Origin of the sequence: Streptomyces sp. NPDC051452, assembly GCF_044454765.1 — a bacterium.
Classification (GTDB): Bacteria; Actinomycetota; Actinomycetes; order Streptomycetales; family Streptomycetaceae; genus Streptomyces.
Genome location: NZ_JBITEB010000024.1, coordinates 69,506 through 84,900 on the forward strand (window position 1 = coordinate 69,506; position 15,395 = coordinate 84,900).

The following is a 15,395-nucleotide window of genomic DNA, read 5'->3' on the forward strand; positions in this document are numbered from 1 at the left end:
CAGAATCGGCAAGCCCGGTTGTCAATCCGGCAGCCTCCGCACCGGCCGCCGAGCGGTGGCGATGCGGGGGTGACCATGGCACCCGCGGCCGGTGGGCACGCGTCGCCGTGCGAACCGGGCGTCCCGAGCCGCTCTTCGCCGACCTCGACGCGGGCGTGCGGGTGTGGACCCGCCGCTCGCGGTGCACCATGACTGCATGCTGCTGAGCCGGCTCGCCCAGGTGTCCCGGGAGGTGGCCGCCACGGCGGCCCGCTCCCGCAAGACCGAACTGCTCGCCGAGCTGTTCCGGGAGGCGGAGGCCGACGACGTGCCGATCGTCATCCCCTATCTGGCCGGACGGCTGCCGCAGGGCCGGCTGGGCGTCGGCTGGAAGGTGCTCGGCCGGCCGGTGCAGCCCGCGGCCGAGCCCGGCCTCACCGTCCGGGAGGTCGACGTGCGACTCGGCGCGCTGGGCAAGGTGGCCGGGCCGGGGTCCCAGGCCGAGCGGGTCCGGCTCGTCGGCGAGCTGATGGGCGCGGCCACCGAGGAGGAGCAGCGCTTTCTGCTCGGCCTGCTCACGGGCGAGGTGCGGCAGGGCGCGCTGGACGCGGTCGCCGTGGAGGGGCTCGCCCGGGCCACCGGCGCGGACCCGGCGGCGGTACGGCGGGCGGTGATGCTCGCCGGGTCGCTGCAGCCGGTGGCCCAGGCCCTGCTCGGCGAGGGCCCAGGGGCGCTGGAGCGGTTCCGGCTCACCGTGGGCCGCCCGGTGCTGCCGATGCTGGCGCACAGCGCCACCTCGGTCGCCGAGGCGGTGCGCAAGCTGGGCGCCTGCGCGGTGGAGGAGAAGCTGGACGGCATCCGGGTCCAGGTCCACCGGGACGGCGACACGGTCCGCGTGCACACCCGCACCCTGGACGACATCACCGGCCGGCTGCCCGAAGTGACCGCGGCCGCGCTGGCGTTGCCCGGTGAGCGCTTCATCCTGGACGGCGAGGTGATCTCCTTCGACGCCGAGGGACGGCCCCGGTCGTTCCAGGAGACGGCGGGCCGGGTCGGCTCCCGGACGGACGTGGCGAGGGCCGCCGAGGAGACGCCGGTCTCCCCCGTCTTCTTCGACGCTCTGTCCGTCGACGGGCGCGACCTGCTCGACCTGCCCTTCTCCGAGCGGCACGCGGAGCTCGCCCGGCTGGTACCCGAGCCGATGCGGGTACGGCGTACGCGCGCCTCGGGGCCCGAGGACGTCCCGGTGGCGGAGCGGTTCCTCGCCGACACGCTGGCCCGAGGGCACGAGGGCGTGGTGGTCAAGGCACTCGACGCGCCCTACAGCGCGGGCCGGCGCGGTGCGTCCTGGCTGAAGGTCAAGCCCGTCCACACGCTCGACCTGGTGGTGCTGGCCGCCGAGCGGGGCCACGGCCGGCGCACCGGCAAGCTCTCCAACCTGCACCTCGGTGCCCGCGGCCCCGACGGCGGCTTCGTCATGCTCGGCAAGACCTTCAAGGGCATGACCGACGCCATGCTCGCCTGGCAGACCGAGCGGCTCGGGGAGCTGGCGGTGGCGGACGACGGCTGGGTGGTCCGGGTACGCCCCGAACTCGTCGTGGAGATCGCCTACGACGGTCTGCAGCGCTCCTCGCGCTATCCGGCGGGCGTCACCCTGCGCTTCGCCCGCGTCGTCCGCTACCGGGAGGACAAGCGCCCCGAGGAGGCCGATACCGTGGAGGCCCTTCTCGCGGCCCACCCGGAGGTCACGCCGTGACGGTGCGCAGGACGAAGCGCAGTGCGGGTCTGCTGTTGTTCCGGCACACCGACGAGGGGCTCCAGGTGTTGCTGGGCCATATGGGAGGTCCGCTCTGGGCGAAGAAGGACGCCGGGGCGTGGACCGTGCCCAAGGGCGAGTACGAACCCGGCGAACCCGCCTGGGAGGCGGCCCGGCGGGAGTTCCGCGAGGAGCTGGGGCTGGCGCCGCCCGACGGGGAGGCCGTACCCCTCGGCGAGGTCGTGCAGAAGAACGGCAAGTCCGTCACGGCCTGGGCGGTCGAGGCGGATCTCGACCCGGCGTCGATCGACCCCGGGACCTTCACCATGGAGTGGCCGCCGAGGTCCGGCCGGACGCGGGAGTTCCCGGAGCTGGACCGGGTGGCGTGGCTCGGCCTCGACCGGGCCCGTGAGGTGATCATCACGGCGCAGGCCGCGTTTCTGGACCGGCTGGCGGAGCACTCGGGCTGAACAGCGGACCACGCGTTGCGGTCGGCCGCACCGCGCGCGAAGGTCGAAGCACAGCCCGCTTCCAGGGGAGGTCAGCCATGCCCATCGCGACGGTGAACCCGGCCAACGGCGAGACGCTCAAGACGTACGAGGCCATGGGCGAGGAGGAGCTGGAGCGCCGGCTCCAGCTCGCCGAGGCCACGTTCCGCACGTACCGGACCAGCACGTTCGCCGACCGCGCCCGGTTGCTGAACAAGGCCGCCGACCTGCTGGAGGAGGACCAACGGGAGATCGGCCGGATCATGACCATCGAGATGGGCAAGCCGGTCCGGCAGGCCCGCGCGGAGGCCGCGAAGTGCGCCAAGGCGATGCGCTGGTACGCGGCGAACGCCGAGCGACTGCTCGCGGACGAGGAGCCCGCCGAGACGGACGTACGCGAGTCCGGGGCCTCGCGGGTGCGGGTGCGCTACCGCCCGCTCGGGCCGGTGCTCGCCGTGATGCCGTGGAACTTCCCGCTCTGGCAGGTGATCCGCTTCGCCGCGCCCGCGCTCATGGCGGGGAACGTGGGCCTGCTCAAGCACGCCTCGAACGTCCCGCAGACGGCGCTGTACCTGGAGGACCTCTTCCACCGGGCGGGCTTCACCGAGGGCTGCTTCCAGACGCTGCTGATCGGTTCGGGCGCGGTGGACGACATCCTGCGCGACGAGCGGGTGAAGGCGGCCACCCTGACGGGCAGCGAGCCCGCGGGCCGGGCGGTCGCCTCCACCGCCGGTGAGATGATCAAGAAGACGGTGCTGGAGCTGGGTGGCAGCGACCCCTTTGTCGTGATGCCCTCCGCCGACCTCGACCGCGCCGCCGAGGTCGCGGTGACCGCCCGGGTGCAGAACAACGGGCAGTCCTGCATCGCCGCCAAACGGTTCATCGTGCACACGGACGTCTACGACGCCTTCGCCGAGAAGTTCGTCGCGGGCATGAAGGCCCTCCGGGTGGGCGACCCGCTGGCGGAGGACACCGAGGTCGGGCCGCTCGCCAGCGAGCAGGGGCGCACCGACGTGGAGGAGCTGGTCGACGACGCGCGGCGTGGCGGGGCCGAGGTGCTGTGCGGCGGGCAGCGACCGGACGGGCCCGGCTGGTTCTATCCGCCGACCGTGCTCGCCGGCGTCACCCGGGAGATGCGCATCCACCGCGAGGAGGCATTCGGACCGGTCGCCACGCTGTATCGGGCGGGCGACCTGGACGAGGCGATCCTGATCGCCAACGACTCGCCGTTCGGCCTCAGTTCGAACGTGTGGACGCGGGACGAGGGCGAGGTGGAGCGGTTCGCCCGGGATCTGGAGGCGGGCGGCGTCTTCGTCAACGGGATGACCGCCTCCCATCCGGCGTTCCCGTTCGGCGGTGTGAAGCGGTCGGGGTACGGGCGTGAGCTGTCCGGGCACGGAATCCGCGAGTTCTGCAACATCACGACGGTTTGGCAGGGTGCGTGAGCACCACGCGGCTACCATCCCCTTTTGTGAACCGCGAAGTGACCCTGCCTCTGATCGTCGACGACCGCGGTACCTTGCAGGTGTCTGCGGCCGATGTAAGTAAGTTGTTGCGGACCGTGGGCGGGCGGTGGCTGCACCTCGTCGAGGCCGGGGAACAGCGGCTGGACGAGGACACGGTGGCCGCCCTGACCATCGAGTTGGCGAAGCTGGCCGACCGGATCGACGTCGCCTGCATCGCGCACAGCAGCGGGGCGCCGTAGACCGTCCGTGTCCGGGGCCGGTGACGATGTGCGAGCAACGGCCGCTCCGCGTGCGCGAGTTGGCCGCGAAGGCCGGATGACGTCCGGCGCCGGCCCGTCCGGCGCCGGACAGGCCCCGCCAGCCGGGAAGACCCCCTCGGCCGGGGAGGCTGCCTAGGGCCTCGCGAGCCGGAGCGCGTGCCGCCGCGCTCCCCTCCGCCGCGTTCCCTCCGGCGTGCTCCGCGAACCGGCGTGCCCCGCGAGCCGCTCGGCGCGGACCTCCCACCGGCCTCCCCCTCCCCCTCCTCCTCCCCCGCTTCGGCCGGAACCCGCCCGGTTCGACGAGCGGCGTCCAAGCACCCGCCACGGAGTCCGGGACGAGGGCCCCGTGGCCGTCCCCATCAGGCCGTTCGCCATAACGGCGCCCTCGGCGTTTTCCCTCGTCCGGCGGCGGAAATCGCCCTTCGAGCCCGACCCCGCGTCCCCGATTCGGAGTAACCCAGCGCGAGATCATCGCCCTCTCGGGTGACGGTGGACTGAGCACCCAAGAGGTGAACCACCTTCTGACCGGTGAGCGAAGGCCCGCCGGGTAGCGGAAAGCAGGGAAGGTTCATGGCGACTTTGTGCAGACCCTCGGTATCGGTCCCGGAGCACGTGATCACGATGGAGGAGACGCTGGAGCTGGCGCGCTCCCGCCACGAGGACCACCCTCAACTGGGGCTCGCCCTGCGGCTGATCGAGAACACGGGGGTGAAGACCCGGCACATCGTGCAGCCCATCGAGGAGACCCTGAAGCACCCTGGCTTCCAGGAGCGCAACAAGCTCTACGAGGCCGAGGCCAAGGCCCGGGTCCCGGCGGTGATCCAGCGCGCTCTGGACGACGCCGAGCTGCTCACCAGCGACATCGATGTGATCATCTACGTGTCGTGCACGGGCTTCATGATGCCCTCGCTCACGGCGTGGCTGATCAACGAGATGGACTTCGACAGCACCACCCGTCAGCTCCCGATCGCCCAGCTGGGCTGCGCGGCCGGCGGTGCGGCGATCAACCGTGCGCACGACTTCTGCACGGCCTACCCGAACGCCAACGCGCTCATCGTGGCCTGCGAGTTCTGCTCGCTGTGCTACCAGCCCACCGACATCGGCATCGGCTCGCTGCTCTCCAACGGCCTGTTCGGTGACGGCATCGCCGCCGCCGTGGTCCGCGGGCGCGGCGGCACGGGTGTCCGGCTGGAGCACAACGGCTCCTACCTGATCCCGAAGACCGAGGACTGGATCGCCTACGACGTCCGGTCGACGGGCTTCCACTTCCTGCTGGACAAGCGGGTGCCCACCACCATGGAGCCGCTCGCGCCGGCGCTGAAGGACCTGGCGAGCACACACGGCTGGGACGCCACCGACCTGGACTTCTACATCATCCACGCCGGCGGGCCCCGAATACTGGACGACCTCAGCAAGTTCCTGCAGGTCGACCCGCACGCCTTCCGGTTCAGCCGGTCCACGCTCACCGAGTACGGCAACATCGCCAGTGCCGTCGTGCTGGACGCGCTGCGCCGCCTGTTCGAGGAGGGCGGTCCCGAGGACCGGGCGCGGGGACTGCTCGCCGGATTCGGACCCGGCATCACCGCCGAGATGACGGTGGGCCGCTGGGTCTCCTCGGACGGGGACGGACGATGACCGACGAGACGCTCACCGAGGCGCTGCCCCCGGTCCGGCCGTGGCCGGTGCCCGACCTGGCCGGGGCGGACTTCGACCCGGTGCTGACGGAGCTGATGCGCGAGGGCCCGGTCACCCGCGTGCAGCTGCCCCACGGCGAGGGCTGGGCCTGGCTGGTCACCCGGTACGACGACGTGCGCGCGGTGGCCAACGACCCCCGGTTCGGCCGTGAGGCGGTCATGGACAAGCAGGTCACCCGGCTCGCCCCCCACTTCATCCCCGACCGGGGGGCGGTCGGCTTCCTCGACCCGCCCGACCACACCCGGCTGCGCCGCTCGGTGGCCGCCGCCTTCACCGCCAAGGGCGTGGAGCGCGTGCGGGACAAGGCGCGCGGCATGCTGGACGAACTGGTCGACGAGCTGCTCCAGGACGGTCCGCCCGCGGACCTCACGGCGGCCATCCTCGGCCCGTTCCCCATCGCGGTGATCTGCGAGCTGATGGGTGTCCCGGCCGGTGACCGGCACGACATGCACACCTGGACCCAGCTGATCCTGTCCTCCGCGCACGGCAAGGAGGTCAGCGAGCAGGCGAAGCGCGAGATGAGCGCCTACTTCAGCGACCTCGTCGGACTGCGCGCGAACAGCACGACCGAGGACGTCACCTCACTGCTCGGTGCCGCCGTGGGCCGGGGCGAGGTCACGCTGGAGGAGGCCGTCGGTCTCGCCGTGCTGCTGCAGATCGGCGGCGAGGCGGTCACCAACAACAGCGGGCAGATGTTCTACCTGCTGCTGACCCGTCCCGAGCTGGCGGAGCGGCTGCGCGACGATCCGGCGATCCGCCCCCGGGCGATCGACGAGCTCCTGCGCTTCATCCCGCACCGCAACGCGGTCGGTCTGTCCCGCATCGCCCTGGAGGACGTGGAGATCGGGGGTGTCCGCATCAACGCCGGCGACCCGGTCTACGTCTCCTACCTGGCCGCCAACCGCGACCCGGAGGTCTTCGCCGACCCGGAGACCATCGACTTCTCCCGCAACCCGAACCCGCATCTGGCGTTCGGCTTCGGCCCGCACTACTGCCCCGGCGGCATGCTGGCCCGGCTGGAGTCGGAACTCCTGGTGGACGTCCTGCTGGACCGGGTCCCGGGCCTGAAGCTGGCCGTGGCGCCGGACCAGGTGCCCTTCCGCAGGGGCGCGTTGATCCGGGGACCCGAGGCACTCCCGGTGACCTGGTGAGCGGCCCCGTGACCACGACCGAGGGACTGTACGTGCCGCCGGGTCACGGCCGTGTCGTCGCGACGCCCGCCCAGCGGGTGACGTTCAAGGTCACCGGCACGCACTCGCGGATGGCCTCCACCTTCGAGGTGGAGGTACCGCCGGGCTTCGACGTCGGCGCGCATGTGCACACGCGCAGTGAGGAGTTGTTCTATGTGCTCGAAGGCGAGCTGGACGTGCTCGCCTTCGAGCCCCGGATCCGGACCCCCGACAACTGGCAGAGGTGGGAGTCGAGTTCGGGCGGCAGGGTGGTGCGGGCGACGCCGGGCACGGTCATCGTCGTACCACCGGGATGCCCGCACGCGTTCGCGAACCCGACGGACACGCCCGCGAAGATGTTCTTCCAGGCGTCTCCCCCGCCGGACCACGAGCGGTATTTCGAGGAGCTCCTGGAGATCCTCGGCGACGGTGGCCCTCCCGATCAGGAGGCCATCGAGGCGCTGCGGGCCAAGTACGACATCGAGCAGCTCACGCCGCTCAGACATCGGTGAGGGGCCCCGCCCGGGGGCCGCGCCCGCGCCCCCGTGCGACGCTAGCGGATCGGCATCCCGGACAGCGTGCGCGCGATGACGAGCCGCTGGATCTCGCTCGTGCCCTCGAAGATCGTGTAAATGGCGGAGTCCCGGTGCATCCGCTCGACCGGGTACTCGCGGGTGTATCCGTTGCCGCCCAGGATCTGGATCGCCTGGGCGGTGACCTTTTTCGCGGTCTCGCTGGCGAACAGCTTGGACATGGAGCCCTCGGCCGCGGTGAAGGGCCTGCCGTTGACCGCCATCCAGGAGGCCCGCCAGACCAGCAGCCGGGCGGCGTCGACCTGGGTGCGCATGTCCGCCAGCTGGAAGGCCACGCCCTGGTTGTCGATGATCGGCCGGCCGAACTGCTCACGGGTCGTGGCGTAGTCGAGGGCGACCTCGTAGGCGGCCCGGGCCGTGCCGACCGCCATGGCGCCGACGGCGGGCCGCGAGGCCTCGAACGTGGCCATCGCCGCGTTCTTCACCCGCTCGCCGCCGGGGGCCTTCGCCTTCTCCCTGGCGCGGGCGAGCCGCTCGTCCAGCTTCTCCTTGCCGCCGAGCAGGCAGGACCCGGGGACGCGGACGTCGTCGAGGACGACCTCGGCGGTGTGCGAGGCGCGGATACCGTGCTTCTTGAACTTCTGGCCCTGTGCGAGGCCCGGCGTGCCCGGCGGGACGATGAAGGACGCGTGACCCTTGGAGCCGAGCTCCGGGTCGACGACCGCCACGACGACGTGGACGTTGGCGATGCCGCCGTTGGTGGCCCAGGTCTTCGTGCCGTTGATCACCCACTCGTCCTTGGCCTCGTCGTACACGGCCCGGGTGCGCAGCGAGGCGACATCGGAGCCGGCGTCGGGCTCGGAGGAACAGAACGCGGCGACCTTGACGTCGTTCGGGTCGCCGTACATCTGCGGTATCCAGGTGCCGATCTGCTCCTCGGTCCCGTTGGCGAGCACGCCCACCGCGGCCAGGCCGGTGCCCACGATGGAGAGGGCGATGCCGGCGTCGCCCCAGAAGAGCTCCTCCATGGCCATCGGGATGCCGAGGCCGGTGGGGTCGAAGTACTGCTGCGCATAGAAGTCGAGGGAGTAGATGCCGACCTTGGCAGCCTCCTGGATGACCGGCCAGGGCGTCTCCTCGCGCTCGTCCCACTCGGCGGCCGCGGGACGGATCACATCGGCCGCGAAGCCATGGAGCCAGTCCCGGACTTCCTTCTGTTCGTCGTTCAGCTCCATGGTGAACTCGGCCATGTCCCCTCCAGCGGCGTTGCATCGCGGTGCGTTGCGGTGAGATGTTACTAGCGGTAACCAGAGTCTGTTACCGGCGGGTAGGAAAAGTCAACCGCTGATGACGGCCCGGTATCCCGTTCGATGTCAGGGGCGCGGTCAGTGCTAGTTTGCGCAGGCGTCACCGAATCAGCACGGGTGGGGAGACCACATGGACACCACGCAGCGGACCGACCAGCAGCGGACCGCCGACCGCCGACGGCGCGAGTTGCTGGAGGCCGCCGACCGGGTGGTGCTGCGCGACGGCCCGCAGGCGTCGATGAACGCGATCGCCGCCGAGGCGGGGATCACGAAGCCGATCCTCTACCGGCACTTCGGCGACAAGGGCGGCCTTTACGCGGCCTTGGCCAAGCGGCACACCGACGCCCTGCTGGACTCGCTGCGGGCGGCGCTGGACGCCCCCGCCGACCGCCGGGAGCGGGTGGAGTCCACGCTGGACACCTACCTCGCGGCGATCGAGGCGCGGCCCCAGGTGTACCGGTTCCTGATGCACCCGGCGGAGGGCAGCACCGGCACGGACCAGGGGTTCGACGTCGGCAAGCACTCCGCTCCGCTGCTTCGGCGCATGGGCGAGGAACTGGCCCAGGTCATCGAGGAGCGGGTCGACCTCGGCCCCGGCAGCCAGCGGCTCGCGCGGGTGTGGGGACACGGGATCGTCGGGATGATGCATGCCGCCGGGGACTGGTGGCTGGGCGAACGCCCGTGCTCCCGGGCCGAGTTGGTGCGGTCTCTGGCCGACCTGCTGTGGGGGCGTCTGGCCGCCGCCGGCGACAAGGTGGGAGGCCCGGGCTTCTGACGGCCCGGCGCCGGCCGCGCCCCCGCGGGCACGGCCGCTCACCGATGCCAGGAAGCGCGCCGGATCCGCCGCAGCAGTGCGCGCCGGCGCCATCCCGTCAGGTGGTCGGCGTACACCCGGCCCTCCAAGTGGTCGCACTCGTGCTCAGGCACCTGGCGAAGAACCCGGTGCCGTGCACGGTGACCGGCTCCCCGGTGACCGTGCGGCCCTCGACCACCGCGTGGTCGTACCGCTCCGTGCCCGCCTCCAGACCGGGCAGGGACAGACAGCCCTCGGGGCCCCGGATCACCACGCCGTCCGCCTCGACCAGGCGGGGGTTGACCACGTGACCGAGGTGACGCACGTCCTCGTCGTCCGGACAGTCGTAGACGAACACCCGCAGACCGACGCCGATCTGGTTCGCCGCCAGGCCCACCCCGCGGGCCGCGTACATGGTGGCGAACAGGTCTTCCACGAGTGCCGCGAGGTCCGGGCCGAAGTCGGTGACCTCCTGGCATCGCTCGCGCAGAGCCGGGTCTCCGAGCAGGGAAAGGGGCCGGACGCGCCCGTTGGCGCCCGGGATCGAGCCGTGTCGCATGACGGCAAGGGTACGGTTCGTTCTGCCCATGCCCCGCCGCACCGGGATGGGCCGGGATTCGGGTGTGCGAACGGATCTCGATAGGCTGAGGCCCACACCACGTTGCCGGATGGCCCCAGGCGCGGCGCGTACGCAAGGAGGAGCGAGAACTGATGGCAGGGAACTCGGACCCGCTCTCGCCGCGGGCCAAGCTGGCCGTGACGGCGGGCAAGGCGGTCGCCGCGGCATCGCGCGCCGCGGGGCGCGGCAGCGGTTCGGTGATCGGTGGCCGGGTCGCACTGAAGCTCGACCCCGACCTGCTCGGGCGGCTCGCGCAGAATCTGGACGTGACGCTGGTCTCCGCCACCAACGGCAAGACCACGACCACCCGGCTCATCGCGGAGGCGCTGCGCGCCGCGGGCCCGGTCGTGTCGAACGCACTCGGCGCGAACATGCCGGCCGGCATCACGTCCGCGCTCGCGGGCGGCTCGGAGGCGAAGTTCGGCGTCATCGAGGTCGACGAGAAGTACCTGGCCGGCGTGGCCCGGGACACCGGCCCGAAGTGCATCGCCCTGCTCAACCTCTCCCGCGACCAGTTGGACCGCGCCGCCGAGACCCGCATGCTCGCCGAGAACTGGCGCGAGGGTCTGGCCGGGTCCAAGGCGGTCATCGTCGCCAACTGCGACGACCCGCTGGTGGTGTGGGCCGCCTCCTCCTCCCCGAATGTGATCTGGGTCGCAGCCGGGCAGATGTGGAAGGACGACGCCTGGTCCTGCCCGTCGTGCGGTGGCGTGATGCAGCGCCCCGGCGACGACTGGTTCTGCGGCGAGTGCGGCTTCCGCCGGCCGACGCCGACCTGGGCGCTGTCCGGGGACCACGTGCTGGACCCGCACGGGTCCGCCTGGCCGATCCATCTGCAGCTGCCGGGCCGTGCCAACAAGGCGAACGCGGCCAGCTCCGCGGCCGTCGCCGCCGTCTTCGGGGTGCCGCCCCAGGTCGCCCTGGAGCGGATGTACCAGGTGCAGGCGGTCGCAGGACGGTACGACGTCGTCCAGTTCCTCAACCGCGACCTGCGGCTGCTGCTGGCCAAGAACCCGGCCGGCTGGCTGGAGACCTTCTCCCTGATCGACCCGCCGCCCACCCCGGTGATCCTCTCCGTGAACGCGCGCGGGGCCGACGGCACCGACACCTCCTGGCTGTGGGACGTCGACTACACCCGGCTGACCGGCCACCCGATCTTCGTCATCGGTGACCGCAAGCTGGACCTCGCCGTCCGCCTGGAGGTCGCCAACCAGCACTTCCAGGTCTGCGAGAACCTCGACCAGGCCGTGCAGATGGCCCCGCCGGGACGCATCGAGGTCATCGCGAACTACACCGCGTTCCAGGACCTGCGCCGCCGGGTCGGCAACTGATCTCCGAAGGGCCATCACCTCATGAGCGACAACCAACTGCGGCTGGTGTGGATCTACCCGGACCTGCTGAGCACCTACGGCGACCAGGGCAACGCCCTCGTCGTGGAACGCCGGGCCCGGCAGCGCGGCCTGGACGTGGCGCGGCTCGACGTGCGCAGCGACCAGCCGATCCCGACCTCCGGTGACATCTATCTGATCGGCGGCGGCGAGGACCGTCCGCAGCGGCTCGCGGCCGAGCGGCTGCGCCGCGACGGTCATCTGCAGCGTGCGGTGGAGAACGGCGCGATCGTCTTCTCCGTGTGCGCCGGCTACCAGATCCTCGGCCACGAGTTCATCAACGACCTCGGCCAGCGCGAGCCGGGCCTCGGCCTGCTCGACGTGGTCTCGGTGCGCGGCGAGGGCGAGCGCTGCGTGGGCGACGTCCTCGGCGACATCGACCCGCAGCTCGGCCTGCCCCAGCTGACCGGTTTCGAGAACCACCAGGGCGTCACCCACCTCGGCCCGACCGCCCGCCCGTTCGCGCGGGTGCAGATCGGCAAGGGCAACGGCACCGGGGACGGCACGGAGGGCGCGTACAACGGGACCGTCTTCGGCACGTACATGCACGGGCCGGTCCTCGCCCGCAACCCGCTGATCGCCGACCTGCTGCTCAAGCTCGCGCTGGACGTCAACGCGCTCCCGCCGACCGACGACCGCTGGTACGAGGCGCTGCGCAACGAGCGCATCGCCGCCGCTCAGCAGCCCGCGTGACCGCCCCGCGGCGGGCCCCTCGCGGGCCCGCCTGACAGGCCGTCCGCTCACATGTGCGGGCGCGTCCAGCAGGCGGACGCCCGCTACGGCGACACCCGGTCACGCCGGTAGGCTGACCGGGAATCCGCCGGACAACGTGGTCCGGTCTCCCGGCCCACGTTGAGAAGGTATATCGGGCTATGCGCATTGGTGTCCTCACGTCCGGCGGCGACTGCCCCGGCCTGAACGCCGTCATCCGGTCCGTCGTGCACCGTGCCGTCGTCGACCACGGCGACGAGGTCATCGGCTTCCGGGACGGCTGGAAAGGCCTCCTGGAGTGCGACTACCTCAAGCTCGACCTCGACGCCGTGGGCGGCATCCTGGCACGCGGCGGCACCATCCTCGGCTCCTCCCGGGTGCGCCCCGAGCACTTGCGTGACGGCGTGGAGCGGGCCCGGGGCCATGTCGCGGAGCTGGGTCTGGACGCGATCATCCCGATCGGCGGCGAGGGCACGCTGAAGGCGGCCCGGCTGCTGTCGGACAACGGCCTGCCCATCGTCGGTGTGCCCAAGACCATCGACAACGACATCGCGGTCACGGACGTCACCTTCGGCTTCGACACCGCGGTGACCGTGGCCACGGAGGCCCTGGACCGGCTGAAGACGACCGCGGAGTCGCACCAGCGCGTGCTGATCGTGGAGGTCATGGGCCGCCACACCGGCTGGATCGCCCTGCACTCCGGGATGGCGGCCGGCGCCCACGCCGTCGTCGTGCCGGAACGGCCCTTCGACATCGACGAGTTGACGCGCAAGGTCGGCGAGCGGTTCGAGGCGGGCAAGCGGTTCGCCATCGTGGTCGCCGCGGAGGGCGCCAAGCCTCGGCCGGGGTCCATGGAGTTCGACGAGGGCGGCAAGGACGTCTACGGCCACGAGCGCTTCGCGGGGATCGCGCGCCAGCTGTCCGTGGAGCTGGAGCATCGGCTGGGCAAGGAGGCCCGGCCGGTCATCCTCGGCCATGTGCAGCGCGGCGGCACACCCACGGCGTACGACCGGGTGCTGGCGACGCGTTTCGGCTGGCACGCGGTGGAGGCCGTGCACCGGGGCGAGTTCGGCCGGATGACCGCCCTGCGCGGGACCGACATCGTGATGGTGTCGCTGGCGGAGGCCGTGGAGACGCTGAAGACGGTGCCCACGCAGCGGTACGACGAGGCGGAGTGCGTTCTCTGAGGCGCCGGTGACCCGCCGGGCGCGGGTCGTGCGTGGTGTGTCCCGCGGTTCCCCGCTTCCTCGGAAGCGCGCGGCCGCCCCCGGTCGCGGACGCGGCCGGGGGCGGCTCTAGTCTGGTGGGCGGACAGAATCGCACAACCCCCACGAATCAGGAGCCGGCGGATGGATCACAGCGGGCACGGCATGACCATGGATCTGCCGCCGTTCACGCTGGCACGCGGGCTCGCGTGGTCGACGGAGCCCTTCTTCCTCCTCGCCTGTCTGGCCGGCCTGGCGCTGTACGGCTGGGGTGTCGTACGGCTGCGGCGGCGCGGCGACGCCTGGCCCGTCGGCCGTACGGTGTCGTACGTCGTCGGTGTGCTCACCATCGCGCTGGTGATGTGCACCCGGCTGAACGACTACGGCATGGTCATGTTCAGCGTGCACATGGTGCAGCACATGGTGATCAGCATGTTGTCGCCGATCCTGATCCTGCTCGGAGCCCCGGTCACCCTGGCGCTGCGCGCGCTGCCGGCCGCCGGGAAGGGCCGCAAGGGGCCGCGCGAGCTGTTGCTGGCCCTGCTGCACAGCCGGTACATGCGGATCATCACCCACCCGGCGTTCACCATCCCGCTGTTCATCGCGAGCCTGTACGCCCTGTACTTCACCCCGATCTTCGACTTCCTGATGGGTTCGAAGACCGGGCACATCGCGATGATGGTGCACTTCCTCGCGGTCGGTGTCGTGTTCTTCTGGCCGATCATCGGCGTGGATCCGGGCCCGCACCGGCCGGGGCACCTGATGCGGATGCTGGAGCTGTTCGCGGGCATGCCGTTCCACGCGTTCTTCGGCATCGCGCTGATGATGGCCTCGACGCCGATGGTGGAGACGTTCCGCGATCCGCCCGCCTCGCTCGGCATCGACGCGTTGTCCGACCAGAGCGCGGCCGGCGGCATCGCGTGGGCGTTCAGCGAGCTGCCTTCCGTGCTGGTGCTGATCGCGCTGCTGTTCCAGTGGTACGGCTCCGAACAGCGGCAGGCCAAGCGCAAGGACCGGGCCGCCGACCGGGACGGCGACAAGGAGCTGGAGGCGTACAACGCCTACCTGGCGTCACTGAACACCCGCCAGGGCTAGACGGGCGTATCCCGGGACCTGTCCCGGACGTATCCCGTCCGGGTGGAAGTCGGGGCACCATGGTGGTGGACGGACCACGAGGAGGGTGCCGCGATGCCCGGTTCCACGAACGGCTCCATGAACGGTTCGACGAACGGCTCCACGAGCGGTTCCACCAAGGTGATGGGGGCGCTCACGGTCGGCGGACTCGTCGTCGTGACGGCCTACTCCGTCGCGCTCGGCAGCAACGGCTGGCTGTGGTTCGGCTGGGTGGTGCTGGGTCTGCTGACACTCGCCATGGTCGTCGCCCGGCCGTGAGCCGGCCCGCTGGTCCCGGCTGGTTACAGTGCCCGCATGAACAGCAGGACGCCGTCGTTCGACGACCTCGACCGCAAGATCATCACCGCGTTGATGGCGAACGCCCGGACCAGTTTCGCCGAGATCGGCGCGGCGATCGGGCTGTCCGCCACGGCGGTCAAGCGGCGTGCCGACCGGCTCCGGGAGACCGGGGTGATCACCGGGTTCACGGCCACCGTGCAGCCCTCGGCGCTCGGCTGGCGCACGGAGGCCTACGTCGAGGTGTACTGCGAAGGCGCCGCCCCGCCCCGGCGCCTGGCGGAGGTCGTCCGCAACCATCCGGAGATCACCGCCGCCATGACGGTGACCGGTGGCGCCGACGCGCTGCTGCACGTCCGCGCGCGGGACGTGGAGCACTTCGAGGAGGTGCTGGAGCGCATCCGCACCGAGCCGTTCATCCGCAAGACCATCAGCGTGATGGTGCTCTCCCACCTCCTCCCGGAGAGCCCCGAGGCGGGGGGCCCCCCCCGGGGGGCCCCCCCCCCCCCCCCCCCCCCCCCGCGGGGGGGGGCCCCCCCGCGCGCGGCCGCCCCCCCCCCCCCCGGTCGCGGGGCCCCCCCCCGCCCGACGGTGGGTTGGGACCCCCTACAACAAA

General features: G+C 71.7%; 15 protein-coding genes and 1 pseudogene. 14 read left to right on the forward strand and 2 right to left on the reverse strand.

The genetic code is table 11. The features are described 5' to 3' along the window. Positions 1–196: 196 nt before the first annotated feature. The 7 genes from ACIBA9_RS35980 (at position 197) to ACIBA9_RS36010 (ending at position 7,325) form a co-directional block, all read left to right on the forward strand. Positions 197–1,735: an ATP-dependent DNA ligase gene (locus ACIBA9_RS35980; RefSeq protein WP_399369708.1), complete on the forward strand. Its 1,539-nt coding sequence runs from the start codon at positions 197–199 to the stop codon at positions 1,733–1,735. Continuing rightward, positions 1,732–2,205, forward strand: coding sequence for an NUDIX domain-containing protein (locus ACIBA9_RS35985; protein ID WP_362155514.1), 474 nt, complete (start codon positions 1,732–1,734; stop codon positions 2,203–2,205). The genes ACIBA9_RS35980 and ACIBA9_RS35985 overlap by 4 nt, the downstream gene beginning before the upstream one ends. A 77-nt stretch (positions 2,206–2,282) precedes the next feature. Then, on the forward strand, positions 2,283–3,668 hold the full coding sequence (locus tag ACIBA9_RS35990) for an NADP-dependent succinic semialdehyde dehydrogenase (RefSeq protein ID WP_399369710.1): 1,386 nt from the start codon (positions 2,283–2,285) through the stop codon (positions 3,666–3,668). A gap of 26 nt (positions 3,669–3,694) precedes the next feature. Continuing rightward, complete coding sequence (locus tag ACIBA9_RS35995) at positions 3,695–3,928, forward strand: DUF6213 family protein (protein WP_362155519.1); 234 nt, start codon at positions 3,695–3,697, stop codon at positions 3,926–3,928. Positions 3,929–4,519: 591 nt separating this feature from the next. Further along, positions 4,520–5,584 (forward strand): type III polyketide synthase, encoded by a 1,065-nt coding sequence (locus ACIBA9_RS36000; protein ID WP_399369713.1) that lies wholly within the window; start codon positions 4,520–4,522, stop codon positions 5,582–5,584. Then, positions 5,581–6,795 (forward strand): cytochrome P450, encoded by a 1,215-nt coding sequence (locus tag ACIBA9_RS36005; protein ID WP_399369715.1) that lies wholly within the window; start codon positions 5,581–5,583, stop codon positions 6,793–6,795. Before ACIBA9_RS36000 ends, ACIBA9_RS36005 begins: the two co-directional genes overlap by 4 nt. Positions 6,796–6,803: 8 nt before the next feature. Further along, entirely contained in the window at positions 6,804–7,325 is a 522-nt protein-coding gene (locus ACIBA9_RS36010; protein ID WP_393898155.1) for a cupin domain-containing protein, read from the forward strand. Between the two features lie 41 nt (positions 7,326–7,366). Here the strand turns inward: ACIBA9_RS36010 and ACIBA9_RS36015 are convergent, their stop codons facing one another. Continuing rightward, positions 7,367–8,596: an acyl-CoA dehydrogenase family protein gene (locus tag ACIBA9_RS36015; RefSeq protein ID WP_362155529.1), complete on the reverse strand. Its 1,230-nt coding sequence runs from the start codon at positions 8,594–8,596 to the stop codon at positions 7,367–7,369. A 187-nt stretch (positions 8,597–8,783) separates the two neighbouring features. Between ACIBA9_RS36015 and ACIBA9_RS36020 the strand changes: the two genes are divergently transcribed. After that, positions 8,784–9,428: a TetR family transcriptional regulator gene (locus ACIBA9_RS36020; RefSeq protein ID WP_362155531.1), complete on the forward strand. Its 645-nt coding sequence runs from the start codon at positions 8,784–8,786 to the stop codon at positions 9,426–9,428. A gap of 38 nt (positions 9,429–9,466) precedes the next feature. Here ACIBA9_RS36020 and def read toward each other — a convergent pair. Continuing rightward, positions 9,467–10,005 (reverse strand): annotated as a pseudogene (gene def / locus ACIBA9_RS36025) (peptide deformylase). Between the two features lie 152 nt (positions 10,006–10,157). On the opposite strand from def, the gene ACIBA9_RS36030 reads away from it, so the two are divergent. The 6 genes from ACIBA9_RS36030 to ACIBA9_RS36055 all read left to right on the forward strand — a co-directional run. Further along, a complete protein-coding gene (locus ACIBA9_RS36030) occupies positions 10,158–11,396 on the forward strand; it encodes a MurT ligase domain-containing protein (RefSeq protein ID WP_399369717.1) in 1,239 nt (412 codons plus the stop codon). Between the two features lie 21 nt (positions 11,397–11,417). After that, a complete protein-coding gene (locus tag ACIBA9_RS36035; RefSeq protein WP_362155538.1) occupies positions 11,418–12,146 on the forward strand; it encodes a glutamine amidotransferase in 729 nt (242 codons plus the stop codon). 179 nt (positions 12,147–12,325) lie between these two features. Continuing rightward, positions 12,326–13,351 (forward strand): 6-phosphofructokinase, encoded by a 1,026-nt coding sequence (locus ACIBA9_RS36040; protein WP_393898151.1) that lies wholly within the window; start codon positions 12,326–12,328, stop codon positions 13,349–13,351. Positions 13,352–13,513: 162 nt separating this feature from the next. Further along, positions 13,514–14,464: a cytochrome c oxidase assembly protein gene (locus ACIBA9_RS36045; RefSeq protein ID WP_393898150.1), complete on the forward strand. Its 951-nt coding sequence runs from the start codon at positions 13,514–13,516 to the stop codon at positions 14,462–14,464. Between the two features lie 93 nt (positions 14,465–14,557). After that, entirely contained in the window at positions 14,558–14,761 is a 204-nt protein-coding gene (locus ACIBA9_RS36050) for a hypothetical protein (protein ID WP_399369720.1), read from the forward strand. 36 nt (positions 14,762–14,797) lie between these two features. Further along, positions 14,798–15,395, forward strand: a 598-nt coding sequence (locus ACIBA9_RS36055) for an Lrp/AsnC family transcriptional regulator (RefSeq protein WP_399369722.1), incomplete at its 3' end; no start/stop codon positions are given.

Coding starts and splice junctions, on each gene's coding strand:
- ACIBA9_RS35980 (WP_399369708.1), top strand. CDS start 197: ATGCTGCTGAGCCGGCTCGCCCAGGTGTCCCGGGAGGTGGCCGCCACG.
- ACIBA9_RS35990 (WP_399369710.1), top strand. CDS start 2,283: ATGCCCATCGCGACGGTGAACCCGGCCAACGGCGAGACGCTCAAGACG.
- ACIBA9_RS36000 (WP_399369713.1), top strand. CDS start 4,520: ATGGCGACTTTGTGCAGACCCTCGGTATCGGTCCCGGAGCACGTGATC.
- ACIBA9_RS36005 (WP_399369715.1), top strand. CDS start 5,581: ATGACCGACGAGACGCTCACCGAGGCGCTGCCCCCGGTCCGGCCGTGG.
- ACIBA9_RS36015 (WP_362155529.1), bottom strand. CDS start 8,596: ATGGCCGAGTTCACCATGGAGCTGAACGACGAACAGAAGGAAGTCCGG.
- ACIBA9_RS36020 (WP_362155531.1), top strand. CDS start 8,784: ATGGACACCACGCAGCGGACCGACCAGCAGCGGACCGCCGACCGCCGA.
- ACIBA9_RS36030 (WP_399369717.1), top strand. CDS start 10,158: ATGGCAGGGAACTCGGACCCGCTCTCGCCGCGGGCCAAGCTGGCCGTG.
- ACIBA9_RS36035 (WP_362155538.1), top strand. CDS start 11,418: ATGAGCGACAACCAACTGCGGCTGGTGTGGATCTACCCGGACCTGCTG.
- ACIBA9_RS36040 (WP_393898151.1), top strand. CDS start 12,326: ATGCGCATTGGTGTCCTCACGTCCGGCGGCGACTGCCCCGGCCTGAAC.
- ACIBA9_RS36045 (WP_393898150.1), top strand. CDS start 13,514: ATGGATCACAGCGGGCACGGCATGACCATGGATCTGCCGCCGTTCACG.
- ACIBA9_RS36050 (WP_399369720.1), top strand. CDS start 14,558: ATGCCCGGTTCCACGAACGGCTCCATGAACGGTTCGACGAACGGCTCC.